Genomic DNA, 6,178 nt, shown 5'->3' with positions numbered 1-6,178 from the left:
GGACACCGAAGGTGGTGGTTTCTACCAGTTCCTGTTCTGGATGCCAAGAATTGACACTTGATGAATTAAAGCAACTTTTTTCGCAAGATTCTGCAACTGTTGAAAAGCTTAAAATTTGTGTTAATGCTTACAACTATGCAAGTAAAGCTTTTATGATGAATGATTGCAATCAAAAAGCACATTTCTTTGCTCATGTTATGCAAGAGATAGGAGAAAAATTTGAAATTAATGGTGAAAATTTAAACTATAGTTGGGAGGCTCTTTATAAGGGTGATTTTAAGGCATTTCGTGGAAATATAGAGCTTTCAAGAAGATATGGCAGGGGCGGAAAACCAGGTCAAAAAGCAAATCAGGAGGCGATTGCCAACATTGCCTATGCCAACAGAATGGGTAATGGAAGTGTAAGTTCAGGAGATGGCTGGAGGTATCGTGGCGGAGGTATTATTCAGGTAACGGGGAAAGATAAGTATCAAAAAATTAATGATACTATCAAAAAATTTTTACCAAATTTCAATAAAATCATAACTCCCGATAACATCAACAACATTGAGGAGGGCACAATTGCTTCTATGGCTTATTGGGTTGTTTTTGGTGTAAGAGATGTAGCGCAAAAAGGTAATTCCATAGATATTTTTCATAAAACTGTAGATATTGTAAATAAAAATACTAGCTCTAGAGAAAAAAGGGTTGATAAGTTTAAAAAATGCTTGCGGGTTTTTAAAGTTAGTTCTTGTAATATTATAAGACCGCCAGCTCAAGCAATAGCTATCTCAGAGTCTAATGCCCCTTGGATGGAAATTGCCATTAGAGAAGGAAGGCAATGGAAGGGGGTTAAAGAGGGAAAAATTACAGATAACTATCATCAAATTGTTGGCATACCTTACCCTAATTTAGTTGGAGATATACATCAATGGTGTGCTGCTTTTATAAATTCGTGTCTAAAAGAATGTGGTTATACACTACCTATTAATGAGCAAAAAGATATATATGAAAGAGTTAGAGCTCATGCCTATAAAAGAGATAAAGTAAATTTTCAAAAAATCTCTATTCCTGCATATGGTGCAATTGCTGTTACCAAAAAAGGTAGTCATGTATGCTTTGTTTTGGGACGGCAAAACTCAAAGAATTTTTTCAGATTAGGTGGTAATCAGGGTAATATGATTACTGTGGATACACGAAGTATAGACTCATATGAGTATTTCTTGCCAATGGCTTATTACAAAAAGAACACAGATCCATCCTTGGCTCCCATAATGACAGAATCAGATATACGAAGCAGAGGTTTAAATTTTTATGAAACCAACTCAACCACTTAAATTCTTGCTTGGATTGGCAATAACTTGCTTGTTTAGTATTGCTCAAGCTAAAATAATTAACCCTAATAATCTCGTCAATAAATCCACACTGGGTTGCAATTTTTCAAGTGAACAAAGTGTGTTTTTATCAGATTTTTATGGTGCTTTATTAAAAGATAAGGTTGCTAGTAAAAATATTAGTGGCAGACTATACACAATCAAGGATTCTGATTATGTATTACAAGGATTTTATAGCATTGGTCATAATTTTATTCATAAAGATAAAATAATATTAGAATATACTGGCTTAGATTTAAATTTTAAAAAATTTAACATGAATATTTTAAGAATTGCCGCGTTTTCTGAAAATGATAATGGTGATGAGAATTTTGGTTATTATTTTATCATTCGCGACATGCCTGAAAAAACATCACAAAGAATGAGGTATTTGGGTATTGAGCCACAAAATTTAATACTGGAAAAAACCTCTGCAGGAAACACTAGATTGAAATGTATTTTGGTTGGATGATAAAGATGACTTTTTGATTGAAAACAAAAGAATTGTTGCTTTTTGAGGAATTCTTGCCTAAAGTGTACATATGGGCTAATTAAAGTGTCAATTGATTGGATGTTTTATTTCCATTGAGTGCTTAAATATTGAAAATCAACTTTTGGTAAATAATAAAGCATTTAAAATAACACATAGTATGCAATAACTAAAAATATTTGGTGGGTGATAAAACTCACGAAACTTTAACCACTCAATAATGAGGCTTTTAATATGAATAAGTTAATAATTTCTATTTTTGTTTATTTTTCTATTTTTTTTCTTGCTGCCTGTGATATCAATCAAGATAAAAAAATTGATAATACAACCAACGAAAAATTATCAAGTATATCAAGTGCTGATATAAGCTCAAAGCATTTTTCCTATGATGATTTTAAAGAAATAAAAAAACCATTTCATGATACTAACTGTAACTATAGTGAATTATTAAAGCAAAATATTGAACTTAAGTTTAATAACGATTACTTTTATGCCTATGAAAAAAACAAGGGAAATAGAGAAAGTATAGACAATCTAGAACAAAAAGAGAAATGCTTAATTCTTAATAGCACAGATGTGACTGCCTATAACAATAACATTATTATTTTTAAAAAAAAACTAGGATCTGTAAGTAAGAATGATATTGATAGAAATAAGGTAGATGGTTTTGACTTTACCAAAAAAGTAAGTTGTAAAATTGGTAATGAAGATGATTATGGACATCCTTTTATTATTGAATATAGAAAAACAAATAATATATTATCAAGAAATATAGTTAAAAACGAGAGTTTTAATTTTGATTGCATTTTTGACAAAAATATAGAAAAAAATAAAAAAGAATATCATGATCATAACAGAATTATTTTAGAAAACAACCATAAAAAGACATCATTTGACTTCAACCAAGACGGACTAATTGATAAAATATCATTAACAAAGCCAGCTGATATGGATGAAAGAAATTTTAATATCACCATTAATATTTTGAAAAATACTGGTAATAACTATCAAAAGATTATCGAGAATACTATTATGTTAGAAGAACCAACATCGGGATGTGGTCTTGATGGTCTACAAGAAATATGGGGAGATGGAAATAGCTTGAATGTCATTTATCAAACTTGTATTGATAGAAAATTTGCAACAAGAAATGTATCATTTGCATTTAACGCTTTATCCAATGACTTTATTTTAATAAAAAATGAAATAGAGTTTAGTGATATTGATGGTAATAGTGAGTTGCATGTATGTGAAGTTACAGGGGTTGATTTTTCAGAATTCGATGGTGCTTGCTATTAGTCTGAGATTTAGTGGGCGAAGTTACAGATAATATATCGGGTGCTATATCAGGATTGTTTAATAACAAACCATCCCAAACCCAAACATCAGAACAAGCCCAAAAACCAACAGAAATAAAACCTGTACAAACAACCGAACAAAACCAAAGAAGCCAAGAGGGTGGGACGCCGAAGGTGGTGGTTTCCTCTAAGTGTGCAACAAAGCCTGCTTGTATTACAAGTGGAAAAAGCGAACTAATAAGAGAAATAAATATTCGTCTAGCGGGTTTTGGTGGGGCATTGCCGACTGATGAATTTACAGAAATGACTGCAAATTGCATTAAACAGTTTCAAAGAGATTATATGAAAGCTCCCGAGACAGGCAAAATTTGCGGTAGCCTGTTAGTAGCATTAGACAAATTTAACAAAGAGTATCCTATAGCCAGTTACACAGAAAAGATGCCTTGTCCTTGCGGTGCGTGTGATGGATATGGAAAAGGTCGTTATAATGTTGCTTCTGGAGAAAATTTTGCAAATGAATACCCTGGCATTCATCGTTCTCTGATTTGGATGTTAAAAGCGTTAGAGTTTTACCTAACCAAAGATAAAGAGTATAAATCTAGAAACTTAAGCGTTGCTTATATTTTTTCTGGCTATCGGTGCATAGACAATAACAAAAAGAATGGACGAACATCGGTAAACCATATGGGTCTGGCACTTGATATTCATTTTAACAAAAAAGGAAGTAGAACAAGAGAATTAAATGATATGGAGTTTGTAAGAAAAGTTATGAAAGAAAAGATGAAGGCGTTAGAAATCAGGGAGGATAATAGAATCTATTTAGAGCCAAAAGTATTCAAAAGTGGTAAATCTGGGGCTACAACTTGGGTGCACTATGATATAACAATGCTTGATAAAAAATACATCAGAAAATCCGATTTTAAACAAACTGTCTCTGAACTTGTTGGCAAGTCTTTAATGGATCTGGCGAAATCTAGTGAGCATAGTGATTTGCTGTCCTGTTCAGGAATGATTAGTAAGCCGAGTATAGGCGTTAAAAATGAAGGTGGGGAGACTTTGTTTTTAACAGAGCAGGATATTATTGATATTATGAAAGTGACAGAAACAGAGGTTATAAAATTTAAAGATGATAGGTATTTTAAAGATCAGGCTGCTGGTGTTGTAGATACCATTTTAAATCGAACCAAATCTGGATATTGGGGAGATTCTGTTAGGAGTGTAGTAAATGCACATAGGCAGTTCTCTAAAATAACAGGTCCCAAAAAACTAAAACCCTATGGTTCTGTTGAAAATATGCCGTTTTCTGCAGTTTCAGAAAGAATGCGCAAATTTGTTGGACAATACTTAATTGAAAGATCAAATGGAAAACCTTCCATTATTGGTGAACATTTAAATTATGCAAATAAGTATTATTCTGATGATTACAATAGAAAAAAGTGGGTTGATGCTTTTCATGATGAGGCTGTAAAAAATGGTCTTATATTGGGCTTTGGAAAAAGTATACATGCTCACGGCACAGTGAAAGAATTAATTATTCATAAGCCAAAGCCTTTTATAATAATATTGCCTACAGGATTTAAGGGGTTTTAATATGGTTACGCATCATATTTTTCTATTATCAATTTTGTTAACATTACTAACTTTGGGGTGTAATGGGTCATATTCTGAAATGATAGTTTCGGACAGTAATAATGCAAAGCAAAACTCAGAATCTAGTGTTGAGAAATCTTCCAGTCATGAGTACACAAGGATAAAATTAAAAAATAGTGAACATAACAAAACACTAAGGAATGAATTGGGTAATAAAAAATTTTTAATATGGCAAAATGAAGTCAAAGACGAATGTTATTCAAATAATTATTCTTTGGGAAATAATATTGGGTTGGAGTATGAAATATGTTATGAAAGATTGGCTGTCAATATGCTTAAAGAAAACAATTCTAAGATAATAAAGAAAAATTCAGACGATGTCATTATTTCTAGCTTGCCATTTGACTCAAAATTTTATCTAAACTGTGTTGAAGCACACAATGATATCTGTCAAGACCGTATTCATTTTTTAACTGAAAATGAGCTAATAAATTATGCTAATATACTTAATTACCCTCATAAACATACCATAGTTTTACCGACATCAAAAAATGGAATTATGGTACTAATTTACATTAATTCTGACAAAAAAGACAATATAGAGCATACAATATCTTTAATTGCTATAAATGGTTTTGGAATCAAAAAAGAAATAAATATTGAAAAAGATCAATATTTTATTTTGGATGAGTTCTACACCATCTATATTTATAGTGAAAAAAATGATAAATTAGAAAAAGAAATACCTTTGGAGGGTTTTTTATGAACATCAACACTTTTAAGTTTATCCTACTAATTTTATCACTCTCCGCCTGCACTCACAATGCAACAGGATTGCCACCAAAAGAAACAAATCACGAAAACGGTTCAAAATTTATTGATTTATCATTTGGTAAGGTTACAGATGTCGTGCCTGCAACTGGCATTTTGTTAAAAAATAGTGACAACATTATAACATCGTCACTACCTTTTAGTTCCGAAACTTACCTAAAATGTGCTGATATTGTCATGCAAAACGCCACTTGGAGCAGTGCTTGGCCAGGATATAACTGTGACAATGTTGTTTATTTTTTAAATAGCGAAGAGAGAGATTGTTTTATGTAAACAAAGATGCTATACATAGTAGCAACGGAAATAACACTATCATCCCCACTGGTCTAAATGGATCTCTAATTTCTATTTCTACAATGTCAGAAGGTGATAGTGAAGACTCTACTGTCATGGTTATTCGTTCCACAGACAAGAATGGCAAGTATGTCACTCTATACATACCAGAAACTGAAAGATTTGTGATTGATATTGATTACCGCATCAGTATTTACAACAAAAAGAATGGCGAATTGGTAAAAAAAGGGTTATATTCAAGATTTGACATCTGAACAGTAAGTACATTGTTCAAATTGAGTGTCCTCAACCCAAAAGAGACCTCTATGCCCACCACCCTCCTT

Annotated in this window: 5 protein-coding genes and 1 pseudogene; all 6 read left to right on the top strand. The window is 31.9% G+C overall.

The genetic code is table 11. From position 1 onward, the window contains the following. Positions 1 to 1,316, top strand: a 1,316-nt coding sequence (locus B0182_RS13630; RefSeq protein WP_211271658.1) for a TIGR02594 family protein, incomplete at its 5' end; no start/stop codon positions are given. After that, positions 1,294 to 1,824 carry a hypothetical protein gene (locus tag B0182_RS13625; RefSeq protein WP_078275428.1) on the top strand — a complete coding sequence of 177 codons (531 nt, stop codon included), beginning with the start codon at positions 1,294 to 1,296 and terminating at the stop codon, positions 1,822 to 1,824. The genes B0182_RS13630 and B0182_RS13625, both read left to right, overlap by 23 nt. 252 nt (positions 1,825 to 2,076) lie before the next feature. Further along, positions 2,077 to 3,141, top strand: coding sequence for a hypothetical protein (locus B0182_RS13620; RefSeq protein WP_078275427.1), 1,065 nt, complete (start codon positions 2,077 to 2,079; stop codon positions 3,139 to 3,141). A 140-nt stretch (positions 3,142 to 3,281) separates the two neighbouring features. Beyond that, positions 3,282 to 4,730, top strand: a pseudogene (locus B0182_RS13615) (peptidoglycan-binding protein); the annotation flags it as partial. Between the two features lies 1 nt (position 4,731). After that, positions 4,732 to 5,496 carry a hypothetical protein gene (locus tag B0182_RS13610; RefSeq protein ID WP_078275425.1) on the top strand — a complete coding sequence of 255 codons (765 nt, stop codon included), beginning with the start codon at positions 4,732 to 4,734 and terminating at the stop codon, positions 5,494 to 5,496. Further along, positions 5,493 to 5,834, top strand: a complete 342-nt coding sequence (locus B0182_RS13605; RefSeq protein WP_078275424.1) for a hypothetical protein — start codon at positions 5,493 to 5,495, stop codon at positions 5,832 to 5,834. The genes B0182_RS13610 and B0182_RS13605 overlap by 4 nt, the downstream gene beginning before the upstream one ends. Positions 5,835 to 6,178 lie beyond the last annotated feature (344 nt).

Origin of the sequence: Moraxella bovis, from assembly GCF_002014975.1 — a bacterium.
Lineage (GTDB): Bacteria > Pseudomonadota > Gammaproteobacteria > Pseudomonadales > Moraxellaceae > Moraxella > Moraxella bovis.
The sequence above is the reverse complement of the archived record's forward strand: the minus strand, read 5'-3'. Positions and strand labels throughout refer to the sequence as shown.